We start from the raw sequence: 1,672 nt of genomic DNA, 5'->3' as shown, positions 1-1,672 counted from the left end.
CCTCGATCGTTCACGGCTGATGTCGGGCGTTCCGGCCCCGCGCGTGTGATCGTTCATTGTCGATGCGGTTGGGTTCGGGGCGTGGTGGCGGGCCGTCTGTCGCGGCGGTGGGCGTGGTCTCCTTGGTTCCTCCGGTCGTCGGGGCAGGGCTGAGCTGGTCAGCCGGGGGCGGGGATCGCCGCGATCCGGGTGAATGCGGCGGTGAGCTGGTCTGCCCAGGGCCAGGTCGATGTGATGCGTAGCCGGCGGCGGCGTTGGCCGTGGACCAGGCGGGCGGCGGTGTGTAGCAGGCGGTAGCGCAGTCGTTTCGGTTCGGCTTTGGCCAGTTCGCCGTCGAGGGTGAGCAGTTGTAGCCAGGCGATCAGGTCGCAGGCCATGGCCGCGATCTGGCACCAGGCGGTGTTGATGGCGAAGTCGCGTGACGGTAGCCGGCGCAGGCCGGTGTCCTTGGCGCAGCGGATCCGGTCTTCGACGCGGGCGTGGGCGCGGTGGCGGGCTTCCAGCCACTGCAGGGCGCCGGCGGTGGTGTTGGTGACGAACGCGGTGTAGCGCCAGCCGTCGCGTTCCTCGAATAGCGACAACTGGGCGCCGGGGTGCGGCCGTTCGCGACGCACGATCACCCGCATGCCGGGCGGCCAGCCGGCCACGGCCAGCAGGCCGGTCAGTTCGGCGACCTGCGCGCCGTCGCGGATGCCGCCGTCGGCTGCCAGGGCCGGTGACCAGGCCGCGGCCGGTAGTGCATGGATGGCGGCGCGTTCCGCCTCGCCGATCGGCCAGCCGATTGAGTACTCGACGCGTCGGTTGCGCTTGGCGTCCTGCGCGGTCAGCCAGTCCAGCACGGCGTGGGTGGCGGCGGCCGAGTCACCCCGGATGAGCAGGTGCCGCCGGTGTCCGACCGGGACCTGCGCGAACGCCTCGGTCAGCACGGTGAGGTGGTCGGCGGCGGTGTTGGCTCCGGCGTTGCCGGGCCGCAGTTTGATCGTCAGTAGTTCGCCGGTGTTGTCGCAGGTCACCAGGATCGGATGGAAGCCGTATGTGTGCTTGTAGGTCGCGGCGGCGCCGTCCTTGTCGCTGTGCGCGAGCACGATCGTGGAGTCCACATCCAGCACCACCACGCCCTCGCCGAGATCCCGGCCCGCGGCACGAGCAGACGGCACCGACCCGACCAGGCCCCATACCCGGGCACGGACTTTCGCCCGCGTCCTGGCGATCCGACGCAGCCCGACGTCACTGATCTCGTCAAGTGCCCGCCAGCACGTCGCCGGCGACGCGACCTGGCCGAACACCTCACTCTGGTGGCGCAGCACCTCGATATCCGCGATCGCCTCACCGCCGTCGGCGATCATCACCGCCAGGTCGACCAGCACCCGGCCCCGGTCCCGGCCGGGGCTGAACCCACGCCGGCTGAGCGCGGCCGACAGTGCCTGCGTCAAACCGCTGCGATCAGCCAGCAGCCGCAACAGCGCCGCTCCGACGTGCGAGACCACGCCGTGACCGCCGACCTCGACGGACAATCCCTTGGACCACTGGGTAACCTGCACCTACGAAGTGCCTTCCACGCGGGAACTCTGCACGACTCGACACCGGGCAGTTTCCCTTACGTGGCAGGCACTTCGCCATATCTACCGACCCGCTGGACATCCAAGATCACGGCTGCCGTGAAAGGCCGAGG

At 70.2% G+C, this 1,672-nt stretch carries 1 protein-coding gene; it reads right to left on the bottom strand.

What is annotated here, in order from left to right; genetic code table 11:
- Positions 1 to 158 precede the first annotated feature (158 nt).
- Positions 159 to 1,541, bottom strand: a complete 1,383-nt coding sequence (locus ACLQ23_RS31485) for an IS1380 family transposase (protein WP_425736162.1) — start codon at positions 1,539 to 1,541, stop codon at positions 159 to 161.
- Positions 1,542 to 1,672: the final 131 nt, after the last annotated feature.

This window comes from Micromonospora sp. DT41, assembly GCF_049841715.1.
In the GTDB taxonomy this organism is placed as follows: Bacteria; Actinomycetota; Actinomycetes; order Mycobacteriales; family Micromonosporaceae; genus Micromonospora; species Micromonospora profundi.
Note: the sequence above shows the minus strand (reverse complement) of the source record. Positions and strands in the feature narration are given on the sequence as shown.